Below are 19,248 nucleotides of genomic sequence, written 5' to 3' on the forward strand. Positions count from 1 at the left end.
ACGGTCAGCGCTCGCCGAGGAACGCGCTGTCGACCAGTTGGCGGGGCGATCGGGTGCCACCGAGGCTCTTCGCCTGGTACATGGCCGCGTCGGCGCGGCTGAGCGCGTCGGTGAGCTGGGCCGGGCCGCTCACCGGGGCGAGCCCGACGGACGCGGTGACCCGGACGCTGCACCCGCTCAGCCGGATCGGCGCGGCGACGGTCTCGCTGAGCCGGCGGGTGGAGTGCTCGATCCAGCGCCGGTCGACGGTGGGGCTGGAGAGCAGCCCGGCGAACTCGTCGCCGCCGAGGCGCGCCACGAGGTTGTCCCCGGCAAAGCCGGCGAGGCGTTCGGCAACGCTGATCAGCACCTGGTCGCCGGCGGCGTGCCCGTACCGGTCGTTGATCTGCTTGAAGTCGTCCAGGTCGAGCACCACGGCGATCAGCGGCTGGCCGGCGGCGTCGGTGAGCAGGGCGGCTGCCAGACGGTAGAAGGCGCGTCGATTGGGCAGCCCGGTGAGCGGGTCGTGACTGGCGGCGTGCCGTTCGGCGGCAAGCTCTGCCTGGAGGTGACCGATCTCGGCCTCGGCGCGCACCGCCCGTCGGCGTAGTTGCCAGGAGGAGAGCAGCGCGCCCGCCGCGCAGACGCCGGAGGCGACACTCATCGGATCCGGCACGAACCCTCCCATCGCCGCGACCGCCTCCAGCCTTCGGTTGACGCGGCACGCCGCGTCGGGCCCAGTTTTGCCTGATCGTTGCCCGTGTGGGGGTAACACAAAGTGAACGGATGGGCACCGATCATGTGCGTTATCATGCTCGCCGTCGGATGCAGATGCAATAGCAGATGCACGTGCAGAACCGTCCAATGTCGATACCGCACCTCCTCGCCGTCACCGCTCCTCCCACGGCCACCGGCGGGCTCGTAACAGAAAGACGCCCCCATGCAGCAGCCACCCAATGGCGTACCGATCCACCAGTTGCCTCCGCTGAGCTGGCAGAAGAGTCGCCGCAGCAACCCCAGCGGCAACTGCGTCGAACTGGCCGAACTGCCCGAGGGAGCGGGCATCGCGGTCCGCAACTCACGACACCCGGAAGGGCCGGCGCTGATCTACACGGTGGATGAGATCGCCGCCTTCGTTCTCGGTGCGCGGGACGGAGATTTCGACCACCTGATCAACTGACCGTCCGGGGGTGGGTCGTCCCGGCGACGGGACTTATTCACCGGCGCGGAGGAGTTCACCTCACTGTCGGTCCATGGCATGCTTACACGTCGGCCGGGCCGGGGCGCCCGGCCGTCGTGGGTCGGTGTCCGGAGGTCCGCACGTGACGATGGTTCCCGCCGAGGGTGGCCCGACAACCGGGCCGACCGTGCTGCGCATGCTGCTCGGCGCCCAACTGCGCCGCCTTCGGGAGTCCAGCGGGGTGACCCGGGAGGGCGCCGGCTGGGAGATCCGCTCCTCCGAATCCAAGATCAGTCGAATGGAGCTGGGTCGGGTCGGCTTCAAGGAGCGCGACGTCGCCGACCTACTGACCCTCTACGGCGTCACCGAGGACCACGAGCGTGACGCGCTGCTCAAGCTCGCGCGGGACGCCAACAGCCCCGGCTGGTGGCACCGCTACGGCGACGTGCTGCCCTCCTGGTTCCAGTCGTACCTGGGCCTGGAAGCGGCCGCCGCGCTGATCCGCAGCTACGAGGTGCAGTTCGTGCCCGGCCTCCTGCAGACCCGGGAGTACGCCCGGGCGGTCGTGCTGCTCGGGCACGGCGCGGCCGGTCCGGGCGAGATCGACAGACGCGTCGCGCTGCGGATGCAGCGTCAGCAGTTGCTCCACCGGCAGAACCCGCCGCAGCTCTGGGCCGTGGTGGACGAGGCGGCCCTGCGCCGGCCCATCGGTGGCGCCGAGGTAATGCGCGGTCAGCTCACCGCGCTCATCGAGGCGACCAAGTCGCCCCACATCCGGTTGCAGGTCATCCCGTTCGCCGCTGGTGGCCACGCCGCCGCTGGCGGCGCCTTCACCATCCTGCGCTTCGGCGACCAGGAGCTTCCGGACATCGTCTACATCGAACAGCTCACCAGCGCCATCTACCTGGACAAGCGCGACGATCTGGATTACTACGCGGTGGCCATGGAGCGGCTCTGCGTCGAGGCCGAGCCGCCGGAGCGTACGGCGGAGATCCTCGGCGACCTGCTGGACGACCTCTACCCGGCCTGACTGCCGACCGCGACGGCCCTGGCCTGGTCAATGACCGTGGACAGTGGGCCGGAGTCAGCCCGCCTGCCCTGACCGCTCGAGCCCTCAGCGGAAGACTCTCAGCGCGCGTATTGACCGACGCCGACCGGCCGAGCTAGTCTCTGTATCGATACAGACTGGATCGATGCAGAGAGGTGCCGGTGAAGCCAACACTGCAAGCCGTGGCCGACGCCGTCGGTGTCTCGCGCAGCACCGTGTCCAACGCCTACAGCCGCCCCGACCAACTCTCCGCCGCCCTGCGCGAGCGAATCCTGGACGCCGCCCGGCAACTCGGGTACCCCGGCCCCAACCCCACCGCGCGCTCCCTGCGCCGAGGTTTCGTCGGGTCGATCGGGGTGCTGTTCACCTCGCAACTGTCGTACGCCTTCACCGACCCGTTCGCGGTCCGCTTCCTGGCCGGCGTCGGCGCGGCGGCCGAGCGGCACGGCACCAGCATGCTGCTGGTGCCGCTGCCCCCGGCGGTGACCGACGCCCGACAGGCGGTGGAGAACGCCGCCGTCGACGGGTTCTGCGTCTACTGCGTCGCCGACGAGGACTGGGCATTGGACGTGATTCGCCAACGCGGGCTGCCGTTCGTCAGCACGGCCGCCCGCGACGACGCCAGCGACGACGAACGGTTCGTCGGCATCGACGAGCGGGCCGCCGCACGCAGCGCCGCCGCGCACGTCGCAGGGCTCGGGCACCGTCGGGTGGCGCTGCTCGCCGACTCCGTGCTGCCCGACGCGCCGGCCGGCCCGCTCACAGTGACCGGGGTCGACCAGGTGCCGCATCCGACCACCCGAGGTCGGCTCAGCGGGTTCGCCGACGCCTTCGCCGAGGTCGGCGTCGGCTGGGCCGAGCTGACGCTGGTCAACGTCCCCGGCAACAGTCGCCCGGCGGCAGCCGCGGCCATCGCCGGGCTGTTCGACCAACCCACGCCGCCGACCGCCGTGCTGGCCGGCTCCGACGTCCTCGCGCTCGGTGTGCTGGACGCCCTGGCCGCACGGCCGGCCCATGATCGTCCAACCGTCTCGGTGACCGGCTTCGACGACGTCCCCGAGGCCGCCGCGGCCGGTCTCACCACCGTCCGGCAACCGGCCGAGGAGAAGGGCCGGATCGCCGCCGAACTGCTGCTCGACCCGCCCGCTGACGTCGCGGCCGGTCACGTACTGCTGCCCACCGCACTCATTGTCCGGGACTCCACCGGACCTGTCCCGAGGAGTTGACCATGGAACTTCCCACCGGATACATCACCGCGCTCGACGCCATGAACCGGCACGTCAACTCGGCCCGACCGGACGCTCCGGTCCAGGTCGAACACCCCCGCCGGGCCCTGCTCGCCCCGACCCGGCAGGCCACCGCCCTCGCCCTGCGCCGGCTCGCCGACCGCATCCAGCCACGACCGCTGCCCGCCACCCCGCGCTGCTCCTGACCCGCACCAATCCCATTCCGGTACGCACGGGACGAACAGTGCGGGTCCGGGCACGCAGAGTGGTCGACGGCGGTGTTGCCAGGCAGACTGGTGAAGCCATGTCACCGCTCACGCCCACTCTCCGCCTCCACGACCGCTACGTACTGCACGAGCGGATCGGTCTCGGTGGCATGTCCGAGGTGTGGCGGGGCGACGACGAGGTGCTCGGGCGGCCGGTCGCGATCAAGGTGCTCGCCGGGCAGTTCGCCACCGACCCACAGCTGCGGGCCACCATCCAACGCGAGGCCCGTGCGGCCGCCCGGCTGACCCACCCACACGTGACCCAGGTGTACGACTACGCCGAGGCGACCCTGGCCGGCGGCGTCGTGGTCCCGTACCTGGTGATGGAACTCGTCGACGGTCACAACCTGGCCGACCGGCTGCGGACCGGGCCCCTGCCCTGGCCGGAGGCGGTCCGGGTGGCAGGGCAAATCGCCGCCGCGCTGGCCGCCGCGCACCGCATCGGCGTCGTGCACCGCGACGTCAAGCCCGGCAACGTCATGCTCACCGACACCGGCGCCAAGGTGCTCGACTTCGGCATCGCCGCGCTCGGCGGCCTCGACAGCCAGTCCGGCGAACCCCTGATGGGCACCCCCGCCTACTTCGCCCCGGAACGGCTGACCGCCGGCCCGCCCGACCCGGCGAGCGACGTGTACGCCCTCGGCGCACTGCTCTACCGCACCCTCACCGGGCGGGCGCCACTGCCCGTGCAGAGCTGGGAGGACGCGCTGGAAGTGCACCGGCGCGGCACCCCGGTGCCGCCGCTGCGGGTGCCCGGCCTTCCCGCCGACATCGCCGAGCTGACCGTCGCCAGCCTGGCCGCCAACCCGGCCGACCGGCCGAGCGCCGCGCACCTGGCCCGCCGCTTCGGTGCCGGTCAGCCGGTCGAGCCACCCACCGAGCTGCTGCGCATCCGACCGGCCGCCCACCCGCCCACCCTGATCGACCGGTCGATGGTGGCCCGCCCCGTCCCGGCACCCGCCGCACCGGCCCGACGCCGGTCGCGTCGGCCTCTCGCCGTGCTCGCCGCGGCCGTGCTGGCCGTACTGATCGGCGTCGGCGTCCTGTTCGTGGAGAATCCGCTCGGCAACCCGGGCACACCCGACCCGGCCGAGATCGCGGCCGCGCCGTCGACCTCCGCCCCGGCCCCCGCGCCCACGACACACTCGCCGACGCCGGCCGCACCGTCGCCAACACGCCCCACCGCCAGCACCGCGCCCCCGACCATCGGGCAGCAGCTACCGGTCAGCTTCCGGGAGGTGAGCAGCGAGTTCGCCGCCGTCCTCGCCACCGCTGTCGCCCGCGGTGACGTCGACCCGAAGACCGCCGAAGATCTGCGTGACGACCTGGCCGACCTCAACCGCCGCACCAGGGACCGCGCCAAGCGCGTCGGCGACCTACGGGACCACATCGCCGAGCTGGTGCGGCGGGACCGTCTACCAGCGCAGACGGGCGCGAAACTGGACGCTTTGCTCAGCCGGGCCGACGCCTTCTCCACCAGCCGTACGGACGACTGATACTGCCGTCGATACCGCTGGCATGATGTCCCGATGCGGACACGTCTGATCTTCGTGCGACACGGCGAGTCGGTCCACCAGCTCGAAGGAATCATCGGTGGGCCACGTGGCTGTCGGGGCCTCACCGCCCTCGGCCACGAGCAGGCACACGACCTGGCCAACCGGCTCACCGGCGAGGTCGCCGTCGACGGGCCGGTGGCGGTCTACTCGTCCGTGCTGCGCAGGGCCGTCGAGACCGCGCAACCGATCGGTGCGGCGTTCGGCGTCCGGCCAGTGGCCGACTGTGGTCTCTGCACCTGGCACACACCCCCGTACGCCGACGGCCTGCCGACCGCCCTCTTCCGCACCGACCACGCGGTGGCGGGCGGCGGTGTGTTCCGACCCTTCGAGGAGGGCAACGAGAGCTGGGCCGAGCTGGTGGTCCGCGTCAGCCGCGCGATCATGGAGATCGCCCACCGGCACCGGGGCTCCACAGTGGTCCTGGTCGGCCACAGCGAGACCGTCGAGGGCGCGTTCCACGCGCTCGCCGCGCAGCCGGTCTTCCGGGCGTTCGACCTGGACGTGCCCCCGGCCTCGATCACCGAATGGACCACCGACCACGACCCCGGCGGTTGGCCGCCGGCCCGCTGGACGCTGCGCCGCTTCGCCGACACCGGCGGGTGGGCCAGGGGATGATCCGGGCCGCACCGGGCGCGACCAGCTTGGGCATGCGGTGGCGCTAGTCGGCGGCCAGGATCTGCTCGCGCAGGATCTCCGCGTGCCCGCAGTGCTGGGCGAACTCGCGCAGCACGTGCAGGTAGACCCAGCGCAGCGGCAGCGGGCCGCGCCGGTTGCCGCGAAGCAGGTCGTCGAGGCCCAGGCTGGACGTGGCGCGGCGGGAGGCTTCGCAGGCTTCCTGGTGCGTGCGCTGGACGGTGGCGATCGTGTCGCCGTCGTCGAGGATGAACGACTCGTCCGGCGTGGCGGGGATGCCGATCTCCGAGCGGGGTCGACAGGTGACGGCCTCGTCGAACCAGACCTTCTCCACGAACGCGGCGTGCTTCACCAGACCCAGCAGCGTCGTCCGGGACGGCACCAACGACCGGCGCGCCTGCTCCTCGGTCAGCCCGTCCAGGTAGCCGTTGAGCGCCCTGCGGTGCTCGTCGATGAACGCCTCGAACTGCGCCTGAGCCGACTGGCCGACCACATCATCGGCGAAGGTCGGAGGAAAGGAGGTCATCCCGGAAGCATTTCAAGGTCATCGCCGCTGCGCAAACAGCACCCGCAGCCACAGGAGGCAGGAGCGGCGCGGGCACGCGTCGCCGTTCAGTCGGCGCGGCCGGAGAAATGGTCGGCAAGCACCGGTGCCAGCACGTCAACCGAAACACCGTGCCACTCGCCGGGCAGCGTCCGGTGCCGCCCCGCTGGCAGCGCTTCGGCCACCCCCTGTGCCCAGCCGTGCAGCCGTGCGTCGCTCTGCGCGCTATCGAGCACCAACGTCGGGATCGTGAGTGTGGTCAGTGCCTTGGCAGGTAGGGCCGTGAGCAGGGTGAGGTCGTACACCAGGGTGTGCGCCAAGGCCTCCATGGTCGGCCAGCCCGGCCCGTCGCGCATCCCGTCGACGAACTCGGCGGGCACACCGATGCTGCGCTGGAAATGCAGCATCGCATCGCCCGGACGGCCGGCGGCGACCAGCTCGGTGATGTCCGCGGCCAGGCCCGGATCGCCAGTCGACTGCTCGTCCTGTGTGAACGGCGGCTCCAGGAGGGCCAGCCGGGTGACCGACAGGCCGCCGGTCGCGGCGAGGAGCGCCAGCACCGCCCCCGAGGAGAAACCGTAGAGGGCTGCCGAACCGCCGGACGCGCCCTCGATAAGGGCCCGTAGATCCTCGACCTCCCGCTGTGGCGCGTACGGAGACGTGTCGGAACTCTGCCCCCGGCCCCGCCGGTCATAGGCCAGCACTGTGAACTCCTCGGCCAGGTGGGCAGCCAGCGACCTCATCGGGCCCATCTCGCGGAACCCGCCAGCCGCATCCACCAGGATCACCGCGGGACCGGCGCCGCTGCGCTCGTAGGCGATGGTGGTGCCGTCCGCCGAGCGGACCGTGCCGGTCGTCGTGGCCTCGGCCATGCGCTCCTCCTCGTGTCGGTGACACTGCCGCACGCTAGGGGATGGGTCCGACGTCGACCGCCCAGTCACCCGATGCTGACGCTGAGCGACTCGCCCGGTCCAGTGTCCGCGCGGGCGTACACCTCGCCGTCCGGCGTCCAGACACCCGAGCGCCCCGCCGCCTCGGTGTAGCCACCGCCGGTCGACCCGGCGAAGCTCGCCACCGCCACCCAGACCCGGTGCGCCGTGGCGATCCGCTGCGCCCGCTGGTCTATCACGGCGGCGTCGCGGGCCGATTCCAGGACGCCCGCCGCGTACACGTCGATCCCGAGCGCCGCCGTCCGGTCCGCATGCGCGGCCACGCCGGTGTCCTTGCAGATCGCCAGCCCCAGCCGCCAACCGTCCACATCGAGCACGACCGGCGCGTCGCCGGGCCGGAAGCGACGGGCCTCCGCGTCCCCCAGCCACATCTTCCGGTACGCCACCGTCGCACCGCCGCCGGTAACCGCCAGCATCGCGATGTGGTCACCGGTGACCGGCGCACCGACCAGGGCCAGCGCACCCGCCTCGGCGCACGCCTCGACCAGCGGCGCCAACCGCGGGTCGTCGACCGACACGACCGGCGCGTCCAACTCGTACCCGGTCAGCGACAGCTCCGGAAAGACCACCACTCGGGCGCGCGCCGCGCGGACCGCGGCGGCGTGCGCCCGCGCGTTTACCGCGACATCCAGGGGTACGCACGGCGGCTGGACCACGGCGAGCCGCAGCGGGGTGCGGCTCTCCACACCCCCACCGGTGTGGTCGACCCGCGCGGTCGGGCGGTCGGCCCCATGGTCGGCTCTCAGGATGACTTCGTAACGTGGGCGCATGATTCGAACGTCCCACGCCGTGTTCGCCACCGGAACCCCCGCCGCCGCAGCGGAGCCACCACAGGACGGGATCGTCGGCTACGTCACTGACCTGGTGGAACGACTCGGCGGGCCGGGTGCCGGCCTGGCGGTGGCGTTGGAGAACCTCTTCCCGCCGATCCCCAGTGAGGTGATCCTGCCGCTGGCCGGGTTCGTCGCCGCGCAGGGACGGATGAGTCTGGCCGGTGCGATCTTCTGGACCACGCTGGGTTCGGTGGTGGGCGCGCTCGCGCTCTACCTGATCGGCGCGGCCCTGGGGCGCGACCGGATGCGCGCCATCGTTTCCCGGCTTCCGCTGGTCAAGCTCAGCGACGTGGACCGGACCGAGGCGTGGTTCCTGCGGCACGGTGTGAAGGCAGTCTTCTTCGGCCGGATGATCCCGATCTTCCGGAGCCTGATCTCCATCCCGGCGGGCGTGGAGCGGATGCCGGTGACCACGTTCCTGCTCTACACCACGCTGGGCAGCCTGATCTGGAACACCACATTCGTGCTCGCCGGCTACCTGCTGGGCGACAACTGGCACCTCGTCGAGGGCTACGTCGGCACGCTTCAGAAAGTGGTGATCGTGGTCTGCGTGGCGGCGGCCGTCTGGTTCGTCGGGTCCCGCGTGCTGAAAGCCCGCCGCGCCGCCCGCAACCCCGAGCCGACCGAACCCGAGCAGAGCGAACTGGACGGGATGCCCGACCCGGGGGGTCGCGGCACCCTCTACCGAAGCGGCTCGTGGGCCTCGGACGAGCGATAGCCCCCTCTTCTTCTCCTCCACCCCACGCGCCACACCCCGGGGTCGCGTGCGGGCGGGTCAGATGACGCAGAGCAGGAGAAGAGGCGTGGTGCGGAAGGCGGGCGAGATGGTGGGGGAGCGGCGGACCGGCAGGCGGTGGCTTCGGCTGCCGCTCGGCGTCGCCGTCGGCATCGCGACGGCCGCCGTCGAGTTCGCCTTCCTCGCCGTCGCGGCCGCCGCATCCAGCGTGCGCGCTGTCGCGCCTGCGGCCGGCCATCGGGTTGCCGGCCTGACCGACCGGTACGGGGGGCGGCTGGTGCGGATGGAACATCGCCGCCTCGTCGGGCTGCTCGCCGCGGAGGATCTGCCCGCGCCGATCACCGTGGCGACCCGGCGGCATCTCGGCTACCTGGCCGCCCGGCTGCTACCCGGCACGCTCGGCCTGCTGGCGTACGCCGTGCTCGGCGTCGGCGTGGTGCTGGCCGGGATCGTGCTGCGCGCGGCGGTGCGCGGAGAGCTGACAGTCCTCGACGCCCTGTCCCAGATCGGCGTCGGGGCGGTGCTGTTGCTGCTCAACGTTCAGGCCGTTGCCAGCATCGCCGCGCTGGACATCCGGCTGGCCCGACGACTGCTCGGGCCGGGAAGTCGGGCGGAGCTGACGCGGCGGGTCCACGAGCTGACCACCAGTCGGGCCGGGGTCATCGCCGCGGTCGACGCCGAACGGCAGCGCATCGAACGTGACCTGCACGACGGCCTCCAACAGCGGCTGGTGGCCCTCGGCATGCTGCTCGGCAGAGCCCGGCGCGCCCGCGACGCCGACCGCACACACGCACTGCTCGCCCAGGCGCACGAGGACGTGCAGCGGGCCATCGAAGAGTTGCGCGAGGTGGCGTGGCGGGTCTACCCGTCAGCACTGGACGACAGCGATCTGGGCGAGGTCCTGGCCATCGTCGCCCGCGGATCCGAGGTGCCCGTGCGGATCCGCTGCGAGCTGCCCGTCCGCCCCGAGCGGCAGGTCGAGACGGTGCTGTACTTCGTGGCCTGCGAGGCGCTCACCAACGCCGCGAAACACGCCGCCGCTACCCTGGTCACTGTCGACATCGGAGTACGGGATGGGTGGATCCGGATGCGCGTACACGACGACGGCATCGGCGGGGCGGAACCGACCGGACGCGGGTTGTCCGGACTGGCGCGACGGGTCGCCGCGCTGGACGGCCGGCTGCTGGTGACCAGCCCCGCCGGCGGTCCGACGACAGTGCTGGCGCAGCTGCCGTGCGGCTAGTCCTCGCCGAAGACTCGACGCTGCTCCGGGAGGGCCTGACGCGGCTACTCGCCGACGAGGAGCACGAGGTACTCGCGGCGGTCGCGACCGCCGACCAGCTTGTCGAGGCGGTCGGACGATCCCGTCCCGACGTGGTCGTCACCGACGTCCGAATGCCACCCAACCACACCGATGACGGGCTACGGGCCGCCCTGGAGATCCGTCGTCGGTGGCCCGACACCGGAGTCCTCGTGCTCTCCCAGTACGTGGAGCGGCGTTACGCCGGACGGCTGCTCGCGGACCGTCCCGAGGGAGTCGGCTACCTGCTCAAGGACCGGGTCGCCCAGGTGGACGACTTCCTCGACGCACTCGACCGGGTCGCCGCCGGAGGCACCGCCCTCGATCCGGAGGTGGTCCGTCAGGTGGTGGCCGGCTCGGACCGACCCGACCCGTTCGGTCGGCTCACACCGCGGGAACGGGACGTGTTGCACGAGATGGCACAGGGGCACACGAACCTTGCCATCGCCCAGCGGCTGCATGTATCGCAGAGCGCAGTCGAGAAGCATGTCAACGCCATCTTCGACAAACTCGACCTCGTACACACAACGGGCTACAGCCGACGAATCCTGGCAATCCTGCGCTACCTGGGCTCGTAGGCCGGGCACCCTCGTAGTCCGGGCATCCTCGTAGTCCGGGCGCGGCGGCCGGTCCAGCCTGCGGAATCAGGGGCCGTGCAGGCGCGGACCAGGCAAGCCATGCGGGATCGGACGCCGGGCACGCGGGGGCCGGGCCCGGCATGATCGACTCGGGTTCCTTGATGTCGGGGTGTCCCGGCGTCCGGGATGCCCCGCCTTCCGTGAACCCGAGTGGATCAAGCGGGTGAGGGGCGATTAGACGCCAGGGGTTTCGGTGGGTGTGGGTGGTTTGGTCGTTGGTGGGGGTTTGTGGGGTGTGGTCGGGCGCACTCGTGGGCCGGAATCATGGCCGGGCCGGGGTCGTTACACACCCTGACGATCGCAGCACCACCGACCGGCCGCCCGACCCCGAGGGCTGGTCGCGCCGGGTTGGAATGCCGATCCGCGCTCGGTCGTTACGACCCCCACGAACGACCGCAGGCGCCGCCGCGATGAGGGTGCCGACGGGTGGGCCGATCCCGGAATGACCCCGGCCCCCAGGTCGTTGCAGTCCCCACGAACGACCGACAGGCACCGCCACGACGAGGGTGCCAGCAAAGTGGGCCAACCCCGGAATGACCCCGGCCCCCCGGTCGTTACACATGAACCCGGCGCCACGAGCCCCCGCTCGCCAGGTCGCCGACCCCGACACCCCGACACGGTGTCACCCCCTCAGACTTTTCCCGTTGTTTGTTGCAGCGCCGGACGAGGTGCTCACACCCATCAACCGCCGTTCCCCCTTTTTTGGCGGTGTGGGTGTTCTACCCCCGAAGGAGCTACCCCCATGAACACGATCTTCCGTAAGAGCATGTTGTCTGTTGCTGGTCTCGCGTTCGCCGGTGGTGTGTTCGCCGGCCCGATCGCCGCCCACGCCAACCCGGTGGATTCCAAGCCGGTCGCGGTGGCTGTGCAGTCGGCGGCGCCGAAGCCGCAGGGCGATCAGTCCCGCATCAGCCTGAATGACGAGCAGACCGCGAACGTGAAGGCGATCATCGCCGCTACGAAGAAGGCCGGTCTGCCGGAGCGGGCCGCGGTCATCTCGATCGCGACGAGCCTGCAGGAGTCGAAGCTGGAGAACCTGGGTCACCTGGGCGACATGAACGACCACGACTCGCTGGGCCTGTTCCAACAGCGCCCGTCCAGTGGTTGGGGCACGCCGGAGCAGATCACCGACCCCGAGTACTCCACCACCGCGTTCCTCAAGGGCCTCAAGCAGGTCGACGGGTGGCAGGACATGGCCTTGACCGACGCCGCGCAGACCGTGCAGGTGTCGGCGTACCCGGACGCCTACGCCCAGTGGGAGCAGCAGGCCGCTGACCTGGTTGGCCAGCACTGGAACAGCTGACCCGCACCACAGCACCACACCACAAGCACCCAGCACCGCACCGCACCGCACCACGGCACGGCACGGCAAGATGACACCAGGACAGCGACCGCTGGCCGGCACCCGCAACCCGGGTGCCGGCCAGCGGCACTTCCGTCTCCGTGTGCGGCAGACACATACTCGCTGGTCGCGGATCGCCGCGCCGCCCGGTGCCGCCGGAAGCGGATGCCGCGCTGCCAGAAGCGGATGGCGCGGTCCGGTCGGGGGCCACCAGCAGATCTTGGACAGTTTCCGTTCTGCCGTAACTATTCAGTCCCATGACATCTGTCAGTGTTGAAGTCCCGATACATGTGTCACTTGGTGGGGATCTTGGGCGTGCTGGTCCATGGTGCCGGGCATGGCTTCTCGGCGGCATGTCATGAATCTGCTCGATGCGCAGTTGGCTGCTGGAGTGCGGATCAACGCGGCCGAGTTCGCGCGTGAGCATGGGGTGTCGGTCCGTACCGTGTACCGGCATCAGGCGCGGATCCGGGACGTGGGCGAGTGGCATGAGCGGTCCCGGCGGCCGCGGAGCAGTCCGCGGGTGACGCCACCGGAGTTGGACGCCTGGATCTGCAAGCTGCGCGTCGAACTCGGCCTGGACAACGGGGCTGACTTCATCCGCGATGCCCTGATCGAGGTGCATGCCGCTACCGGTGCGGTGTGGCGGGTGCCGTCAAGGTCGACGATCAACCGGGTCCTGGCCCGGCATGACCTGCTGGAGCGGAACCCGGCGAAACGGCCGCGCAGCTCGTTTCGGCGGTTCGTCTACGCCCGGCCCCGGGACTGCTACCAGATCGACGCCACGAACGTTCGGCTCGCCGACGGCAGCCTCGCCGCGGTCTTCGACGTCCTGGACGACTGCACCCGAACCCTCGTCGGCTGTTACACGACGATCGCGGAGACCGCCGAAGGCGCGGTCACCGCGGTCAGGCAGGCGTTCGACGAGTACGGCGCCCCGGCGATCGTGTTGTCCGACAACGGCACCGCGTTCACCAGCCGACTGACCCGGCCCGGATCGATCTCCACATTCGTCCAGTGCCTCCTGGACCACAATGTCCGGCCGATCAATTCCAGCCCCTACCATCCGCAAACCTGCGGCAAGGTCGAACGCCACCACCAAACCCTCAAGAAATGGTTGAGCACCCAACCCACCCCCAGCACCCGCGCGGAGCTGCAGAACCTGCTGGACGTCTACCGCCGCTACTACAACACCCAACGACGCCACAGCGCCCTGCCACAACGCGCCACCCCCGCCCAGGCATGGACAGACGCGCCCAGCCTCGGCGGGCCAGCCAGCCTCCCGATGCAGACCGACGCCACCCTGCACCGCTGCCGGGTCGGCAGCACCGGCGCCATCACCGTCGCCGGACACCGCACCAGCGTCGGCACCACCCACGCCGGCGCCACCGTCACCGCCATCCGCGACCAAAACCGGATCACCATCTACCACCACGACGGCCAACCCCTCGGCCACTTCCACCTCGCCCCCGACCGGACCTACATCAGCCTCACCCGAGCAGCCTGATCAACAACACCTGACACATCTATCGGGACTTCCCCTTGACACATGTCTCGGGACAGCACAGTTCTGCCGTAACGGAAACTGTCCAAGATCTCGTGGGTTCTACCCGAAGGGTGGCGCGTTGGCGGGTGTTGTGGTCGTGAGGCGACCGCTGTCCAGCGATGGGACCCGGCGGCGGGGCGGCCCGACAGCGATGGGCCCGGCGGCGATGGGACCCGGCGGCGATGGGACCCGGCGGGGCAGTGTTACCGCCACGCGGCGGGACGGCCGGGCGAGGATCGGATGGGTGGAGCCGGGGAACAACGCGGGGTGCGGGCTGGTTGTGGAGGGTGTCGGTGTGACTCAGTGTCCCCGGGCCTCACCTAATATCGCCTTCGCGGAATACCGTTCGGCTGGAGCCGCGTCGTGCCACTCGCCGAGAGGCGACCTGCACACCGACACCAGCGCCGCCCCCGGCCCACCGGCTGGGGGCGGCGCTGTCTGTGCTCATCCGTCAGAGCGTCGCGGCACAATGTCCGGATGACTGACGCCCAGCCGTGGTCCGAGCAGTCGGGCGTACTCGTGCTCCCCAGTGGGGCGACGGTGCGCGGACGCCGCGTCGCTGACGCGGCTCCGCCCGCCGACTTCGCCGTGCTGCTGGCACCTGGTCCGGAGCCGGCCTGGCCGCACCGACGGATCCGGTGGCCCGATTTCTGGGTGCCGCTCGACCGTGCCGAAGCCCTCGACGTCCTGCGGGAGGCGCTGCGACGGGCCCACGACGGTGAACGTGTCGAGGTGGCCTGTCGGGGTGGGGTGGGTCGTACCGGAACGGCCCTGGCCGCACTGGCGATCCTCGACGGTCTGCCGGTCGAGCGGGCGGTGCCGTGGGTGCGGGCCGGCTACCACCCGAAGGCGGTGGAGACCCCCTGGCAGCGGCGCTGGCTGCGCCACGTCACCTGACACCGCCGCCGCCGGTGCGCCGCCGCCGGTGCGCCGCCGCCGGTGCGCCGCCGGCGGTGTCAGCCCTGGCCGACCACCGCCGGGTTGACGTACTCGCGGAGGTGCTTGGCGGTGAGGGTGTCGCCGGTGGCGACCAGTTCGGCCGGTGTGCCGGTGAAGACGATGCGGCCACCGTCGTGACCGGCGCCGGGGCCGAGGTCGATGAGCCAGTCGGCGTGTGCCATGACCGCCTGGTGGTGCTCGATGACGATCACCGTGTTTCCGGCGTCGACCATCCGGTCGAGCAGGGCCAACAGTTGATCCACGTCAGCCAGGTGCAGGCCGGTGGTCGGCTCGTCCAGGACGTACGTGGTGGTTTTCTCGGCCAGGTGGATGGCGAGCTTGAGTCGTTGCCGCTCCCCGCCGGACAGGGTGGTCAGCGGCTGGCCGAGGCTGAGGTAGCCCAGCCCGACGTCGACCAGCCGACCGAGGATGACGTGCGGGAAGTACGCGTACGCCTCGGTGACCGACATGGTCAGCACCTCGTGAATGTTCTTGCCGCGCAGCGTGTACGTGAGCACCTCGTCGGTGAAGCGTCGCCCCTCGCACCGTTCGCAGACGCTCGCGACGCCGGCCATCATCGCCAGGTCGGTGTAGATGAGCCCGATTCCCTTGCAGGTCGGGCAGGCGCCCTCGGAGTTGGCGCTGAACAGCGCGGCCTTGACCCCGTTGGCCTTGGCGAAGGCGGTGCGGATCGGGTCGAGCAGCCCGCTGTAGGTGGCGGGGTTGCTGCGTCGCGAGCCGCGGATCGGGGACTGGTCGACGATGACGACCCCGGACCGGCCGCGCAGCGACCCGTGGATCAGTGAGCTCTTGCCGGAGCCGGCCACGCCGGTGACCACTGTGAGGACCCCGAGCGGGATGTCCACGTCCACGTCGTGCAGGTTGTGCAGGTCGGCCTGGCGGATGGCGAGTTGCCCGGTCGGCCGGCGCACGTCGGAGCGCAGTGTCACCCGGTGGTCCAGGTGCCGCCCGGTGAGCGTGTCGGAGCGGCGCAGGCCGGGGATGTCGCCGGTGAAGCAGATCCGACCACCGTCGGTGCCGGCGCCCGGTCCGAGGTCGACCACGTGGTCGGCGATGGCGATGGTCTCCGGTTTGTGTTCCACCACCAGCACGGTGTTGCCCTTGTCGCGCAGCCGCAGCAGCAGGTCGTTCATCCGGGCGATGTCGTGCGGGTGCAGGCCGACCGTGGGTTCGTCGAAGACGTACGTGACGTCGGAGAGGCTGGAGCCGAGGTGCCGGACCATCTTCACCCGTTGCGCCTCGCCGCCGGAGAGGGTTGCCGACTCGCGGTCCAGGCTGAGGTAGCCCAGACCGATCTCGACCAGGGAGTCCAGCAGGTCGCGGAGGTTGGCGACCAGTGGCGCGGCCCCGGGGTCGTCGACGGTGCGGGCGAACGCGGCCAGGTCGCTGATCTGCATGGCCGAGCAGTCGGCGATGGTGAGCCCGGCGATCCGTGATGACAGGGCCGCCGCGTTGAGTCGGGTGCCGCCGCAGTCGCCGCAGCTGGTGAAGGTGACCGCCCGGTCGACGAAGGCGCGGATGTGGGGTTGCATCGACTCGCGGTCCTTGCTCAGAAGGAGCCGCTTGACCTTGACCGCCAGCCCCTCGTACGTCCAGTTGTTGCTACCCACCTTGATCTTGGTGGCCGGCTTGTGCAGGAAGTCCTCCCACTGTTGCGGGGTGAAGTCCTGGAGTTTGACGTCCGGGTCGAACAGGCCGGAGCCGACGATGGTCTGCCAGTACCAGGAGTCGACAGCGAAGTTGGGCACGGTGATCGCGCCGTCGTTGAGGGAGCGCTCGACGTCGACCAGCTCGTTGACGTCGAGGTCGGAGACCCGGCCCAGCCCCTCGCAGGTGGGGCACATGCCCTCGGGCAGGTTGAAGCTGAACGCACCGGCGCCGCCGATGGACGGCTGGCCGAGGCGGCTGAAGAGGATCCGCAGCATGGCGTACGCGTCGGTGGCGGTGCCGACGGTGGAGCGGGAGTTGACCCCCATCCGTTCCTGGTCGACGACGATGGCCGCGCTGAGGTTGCGCAGCGAGTCGACGTCCGGCCGGTTGAGGTTCGGCATGAACGACTGGAGGAACGCGCTGTAGGTCTCGTTGATCATGCGCTGGGACTCGGCGGCGATGGTGCCGAAGACCAGCGACGACTTGCCCGACCCGGAGACGCCGGTGAAGACGGTCAGCCGGCGTTTGGGGATGTCGACCGAGACGTCGGCGAGATTGTTCTCCCGCGCTCCGCGTACCTCGATCATGTCGTGGCTGTCGGCGGCGGACCATGCTGGCTGCGACATACGAACCCTTCACGGAATCGTGGCGGGACTTTGCCCCGCCGGGCACTGGCGGGTTCCATTGTCTCATTCATCCCCATGTAGACAGTTCTGGTGAACTCCGAGCGCGCACCGAAGCACTACGCCCCGTAAAGTCTCAAATCACGTCGTAAGCGGTACGGTGGCTCGCGTGGACGTCGCCTCGAAGGATCGGCTGCGCGCCGTGGACCTGGCGGCCACCGTCGGGATCTCGGTGCAGCAGGTGCGCAACTACGTCGAGTTGGGGGTCCTGCCTCCGGTGCGCCGCACCGCCAGCGGCTACCGGATCTTCACCACCGAGCACGCCCGAGCGCTGACAGTGGCGCGGCGGTTGGCCGAGGGGCACGGCTGGAGCCGTACCCGGGAGATCATGGCGGCGGTGCACACGGGTGACCTGCCGGCGGCCCTGGCGGCGCTCGACGGCGGCCATGCCGAGCTGGACCGGGAACGCGCCGAGATCCGACGGGTGCTCGGCGCCTTCGAGACCGTGCTGGCCAGCCCACCCGCGGCCCGGCCCGCGCCACGCCACGGCGTCCGCATCGGCGAGGTCGCCGCCCTGGTCGGGGTCCGGACCTCACAGCTGCGGCTGTGGGAGGAGCGCGAGCTGCTGCGGCCGGGCCGCACCCCGGGCACCAACTACCGGGTGTACGACGAGGCGGAGCTGCGCGCGGCGCAGGTCATCGCGTTGCTGCGCCGGGGCGCGTACCCGTTCGAGATCATCGCCGCGGTGCTGGGCGAGCTGCGGACCACCGGGAGCGCCCAGCGGGTCCGCGCCGAGTTGGGCCGCCGCGAGCAGGAGCTGCACACCCGCAGCCTGCGCCGGCTGCGGGGTAGCGCCGCGCTGCACGACTACCTATGCGGTCGCGGCGACGCGAGTTGACCGGCATCCCGTCCCGCCGGGCGATCTTCCTGACTAGGGTCGGGCACATGAGAGCTGCGCTGCTGGCGGCCACGACGTCCGCCGTCCTGCTCGCTCCCGTGCCGGTCGGTGCGACGGGAGCGTCCGCCGCGCCGACGGTGCGCTGCCCCCGGGTCCCGGCGCCAGCGGCGTCCCGCCCACCCCGGCCGTCGCCTCCACCCGCCGTTCCCGAGCAACGGACGATCGGCGGCGCGGCGCTGGACACGGCCGGCCTGGTCGTGCCGGCCGGCGTCGTCGCGCCACCCAGGGTCACCGCCACGTCGTGGCTGGTCGCCGACCTGGACAGCGGCCAGGTGCTCGGCGGCTGCGGCCCCCACGAGTACGGCACACCGGCGAGCGTGCAGAAGCTCCTGCTGGCGGCCACGATGATGCCCAAGCTCGACCCGAGGCAGACGGTCACCGTCACCGACGCGGACATGAACATCGAACCCGGCTCCTCGGCCGTGGGCCTGGTCGCGGGCGGCCGGTACACCATCGAGACCATCTGGCTCGGGTTGCTGCTCAACTCCGGCAACGAGGCCGCCAACGCGCTGGCCCGACTCGGCAGCGGGACGGACAGCGCCGCCGGCGTGCGCGCCATGAACGAGCAGGCGCACCACCTCGGCGCCCTCCAGACGCACGCGGTCACCCCGTCCGGGCTGGACGGCGAGGGGCAGTTCACCAGCGCGTACGACCTGGCGCTGATCGCCCGATCCTGCTTCGCCGAGCCGAACTTCCGTCGGTACGCGCTGACCGAGCAGACGTCGATTCCGCCCCAACCGGCGCAACGCACCAAGGGCTTCGAGATCCAGAACGAGAACCAGCTCATCTACCGGTACCCGGGGGCGCTCGGCGGCAAGACCGGCTTCACCGATCTGGCCCGGCACACCTACGTGGGGGCGGCGGAACGCGGCGGGCGGCGGCTGGTGGTGACACTGCTGGGCGCCGAATCGGCACCGGTACGCGGCTGGGAGCAGGGTGCGGCCCTGCTGGACTGGGGTTTCACAGTGCCCCGGGACGCCGCCGTGGGTCGGCTGGTCGAGCCCGGCGAGCTGACCGCCACCCCCTCGGCGGCGCCGTCCGCGCTGGCGGCACCCGGCGCGCCCCGGCCGGCGGCGGCCAGTGGGCCCGCGCGTACCGGCTCGGAGTGGCTCTGGTCGGTGACCGCGGTGAGCGGCGCGACGGTGGTGGCGTTGTTGGGCGGCCTGCTGTGGCGGCGTCGCCGCCGGATGCTCTGACGGATCGACATCGGGCGCTGCCGTCCATAGACTCCGGTCTTTCTGGCACCACCAGTCCAGGAGGATCCCTGTGTCGAGTGAACT

19 protein-coding genes are annotated in these 19,248 nt (G+C 71.1%); 14 read left to right on the forward strand and 5 right to left on the reverse strand.

Annotated features, from left to right (window positions below; all coding sequences use genetic code 11):
* Positions 1 to 4 precede the first annotated feature (4 nt).
* Positions 5 to 655, reverse strand: a complete 651-nt coding sequence (locus tag OHB44_RS14760) for a GGDEF domain-containing protein (RefSeq protein ID WP_238684891.1) — start codon at positions 653 to 655, stop codon at positions 5 to 7.
* Positions 656 to 919: 264 nt separating this feature from the next.
* Here OHB44_RS14760 and OHB44_RS14765 point away from each other — a divergent pair, with 264 nt between their 5' ends.
* The 6 genes from OHB44_RS14765 (at position 920) to OHB44_RS14790 (ending at position 5,870) form a co-directional block, all read left to right on the forward strand.
* Positions 920 to 1,159, forward strand: a complete 240-nt coding sequence (locus tag OHB44_RS14765) for a DUF397 domain-containing protein (protein WP_091406718.1) — start codon at positions 920 to 922, stop codon at positions 1,157 to 1,159.
* Positions 1,160 to 1,307: 148 nt separating this feature from the next.
* Positions 1,308 to 2,189: a helix-turn-helix domain-containing protein gene (locus tag OHB44_RS14770; RefSeq protein WP_274531148.1), complete on the forward strand. Its 882-nt coding sequence runs from the start codon at positions 1,308 to 1,310 to the stop codon at positions 2,187 to 2,189.
* A 179-nt stretch (positions 2,190 to 2,368) separates the two neighbouring features.
* Entirely contained in the window at positions 2,369 to 3,433 is a 1,065-nt protein-coding gene (locus OHB44_RS14775; RefSeq protein WP_330441021.1) for a LacI family DNA-binding transcriptional regulator, read from the forward strand.
* 2 nt (positions 3,434 to 3,435) lie between these two features.
* The gene (locus OHB44_RS14780) at positions 3,436 to 3,639 is read left to right on the forward strand and encodes a hypothetical protein (protein ID WP_238684888.1); all 204 of its coding nucleotides are present in this window, start codon (positions 3,436 to 3,438) and stop codon (positions 3,637 to 3,639) included.
* A gap of 98 nt (positions 3,640 to 3,737) precedes the next feature.
* Complete coding sequence (locus OHB44_RS14785) at positions 3,738 to 5,195, forward strand: serine/threonine-protein kinase (protein ID WP_266302785.1); 1,458 nt, start codon at positions 3,738 to 3,740, stop codon at positions 5,193 to 5,195.
* 33 nt (positions 5,196 to 5,228) lie between these two features.
* Positions 5,229 to 5,870 (forward strand): histidine phosphatase family protein, encoded by a 642-nt coding sequence (locus OHB44_RS14790; RefSeq protein WP_238684886.1) that lies wholly within the window; start codon positions 5,229 to 5,231, stop codon positions 5,868 to 5,870.
* Positions 5,871 to 5,913: 43 nt separating this feature from the next.
* On the opposite strand, the gene OHB44_RS14795 is transcribed toward OHB44_RS14790, so the two are convergent.
* From OHB44_RS14795 to OHB44_RS14805, 3 genes are all read right to left on the reverse strand, one after another.
* Positions 5,914 to 6,414 (reverse strand): DinB family protein, encoded by a 501-nt coding sequence (locus OHB44_RS14795; protein WP_238684885.1) that lies wholly within the window; start codon positions 6,412 to 6,414, stop codon positions 5,914 to 5,916.
* An 86-nt stretch (positions 6,415 to 6,500) separates the two neighbouring features.
* Complete coding sequence (locus OHB44_RS14800; protein ID WP_330441022.1) at positions 6,501 to 7,304, reverse strand: alpha/beta fold hydrolase; 804 nt, start codon at positions 7,302 to 7,304, stop codon at positions 6,501 to 6,503.
* A gap of 65 nt (positions 7,305 to 7,369) precedes the next feature.
* Complete coding sequence (locus OHB44_RS14805; protein WP_330441232.1) at positions 7,370 to 8,068, reverse strand: carbon-nitrogen hydrolase family protein; 699 nt, start codon at positions 8,066 to 8,068, stop codon at positions 7,370 to 7,372.
* Positions 8,069 to 8,150: 82 nt separating this feature from the next.
* Here OHB44_RS14805 and OHB44_RS14810 point away from each other — a divergent pair, with 82 nt between their 5' ends.
* The 6 genes from OHB44_RS14810 (at position 8,151) to OHB44_RS14835 (ending at position 14,674) form a co-directional block, all read left to right on the forward strand.
* On the forward strand, positions 8,151 to 8,933 hold the full coding sequence (locus tag OHB44_RS14810; RefSeq protein WP_330441023.1) for a DedA family protein: 783 nt from the start codon (positions 8,151 to 8,153) through the stop codon (positions 8,931 to 8,933).
* An 85-nt stretch (positions 8,934 to 9,018) separates the two neighbouring features.
* Positions 9,019 to 10,194: a sensor histidine kinase gene (locus OHB44_RS14815; protein WP_330441024.1), complete on the forward strand. Its 1,176-nt coding sequence runs from the start codon at positions 9,019 to 9,021 to the stop codon at positions 10,192 to 10,194.
* Positions 10,185 to 10,829, forward strand: coding sequence for a response regulator (locus tag OHB44_RS14820; RefSeq protein WP_238684880.1), 645 nt, complete (start codon positions 10,185 to 10,187; stop codon positions 10,827 to 10,829). Before OHB44_RS14815 ends, OHB44_RS14820 begins: the two co-directional genes overlap by 10 nt.
* Positions 10,830 to 11,631: 802 nt before the next feature.
* Positions 11,632 to 12,192 (forward strand): hypothetical protein, encoded by a 561-nt coding sequence (locus tag OHB44_RS14825; RefSeq protein WP_330441025.1) that lies wholly within the window; start codon positions 11,632 to 11,634, stop codon positions 12,190 to 12,192.
* A gap of 376 nt (positions 12,193 to 12,568) precedes the next feature.
* Complete coding sequence (locus OHB44_RS14830; protein WP_330437513.1) at positions 12,569 to 13,738, forward strand: DDE-type integrase/transposase/recombinase; 1,170 nt, start codon at positions 12,569 to 12,571, stop codon at positions 13,736 to 13,738.
* A gap of 516 nt (positions 13,739 to 14,254) precedes the next feature.
* Entirely contained in the window at positions 14,255 to 14,674 is a 420-nt protein-coding gene (locus OHB44_RS14835; RefSeq protein WP_238682690.1) for a protein-tyrosine phosphatase family protein, read from the forward strand.
* A gap of 59 nt (positions 14,675 to 14,733) precedes the next feature.
* On the opposite strand, the gene OHB44_RS14840 is transcribed toward OHB44_RS14835, so the two are convergent.
* A complete protein-coding gene (locus OHB44_RS14840) occupies positions 14,734 to 17,013 on the reverse strand; it encodes an excinuclease ABC subunit UvrA (RefSeq protein WP_266302776.1) in 2,280 nt (759 codons plus the stop codon).
* 166 nt (positions 17,014 to 17,179) lie between these two features.
* Here OHB44_RS14840 and OHB44_RS14845 point away from each other — a divergent pair, with 166 nt between their 5' ends.
* A complete protein-coding gene (locus OHB44_RS14845) occupies positions 17,180 to 17,908 on the forward strand; it encodes a MerR family transcriptional regulator (RefSeq protein ID WP_330441026.1) in 729 nt (242 codons plus the stop codon).
* 47 nt (positions 17,909 to 17,955) lie between these two features.
* Positions 17,956 to 19,164, forward strand: a complete 1,209-nt coding sequence (locus tag OHB44_RS14850; protein ID WP_330441027.1) for a D-alanyl-D-alanine carboxypeptidase family protein — start codon at positions 17,956 to 17,958, stop codon at positions 19,162 to 19,164.
* The last annotated feature ends 84 nt before the right edge of the window (positions 19,165 to 19,248 follow it).

The organism is Micromonospora sp. NBC_00821 (assembly GCF_036347035.1).
Classification (GTDB): domain Bacteria; phylum Actinomycetota; class Actinomycetes; order Mycobacteriales; family Micromonosporaceae; genus Micromonospora; species Micromonospora hortensis.